At 45.9% G+C, this 438-nt stretch carries 1 pseudogene; it reads right to left on the bottom strand.

The window, feature by feature from the left end:
* Positions 1–168: 168 nt before the first annotated feature.
* Positions 169–438 (bottom strand): annotated as a pseudogene (locus BA70_RS18990) (AMP-binding protein); the annotation flags it as partial.

Genomic DNA, 438 nt, shown 5'->3' with positions numbered 1-438 from the left:
CAAATTGATTAAAGATTAAGTAAGTCCACTTTTACAAAATAGTGAGGAATCATATCATCCGGCAGTGCCTCCGCAAGCTTTTCTCTAAACATCAGCGTTCCAATATGTTCAGGCGCTGTATAATATAGCGCCAGCTCAGGCAAACGGGACAGGTGAATCACTTTGATGATTGTCCATCGACATAAACTGCTCACATAGCTGGGTCGGTAGGAACGCAATGGTGATGCCTTTTTCATTGAAATACGTATTGAGCTTGATCATATCGAGGCGAATCGCTTCGTCGATGATGTGCAGCTCTGCGCCGGCAATCCATGTCGGGAACATCTCCCAAATGGAGGCGTCAAAGCCAAAGCCAGCATATTTTGCGGTTCGATCTTTATTTGTCACCCGGAAGGCATCCTTATGCCAGAAAGCGAGATTCACAAGTGACTGGTGCTC

The sequence above is a fragment of the Bacillus zhangzhouensis genome (genome assembly GCF_000715205.1).
Lineage (GTDB): Bacteria > Bacillota > Bacilli > Bacillales > Bacillaceae > Bacillus > Bacillus zhangzhouensis.
Note: the sequence above shows the minus strand (reverse complement) of the source record. Positions and strands in the feature narration are given on the sequence as shown.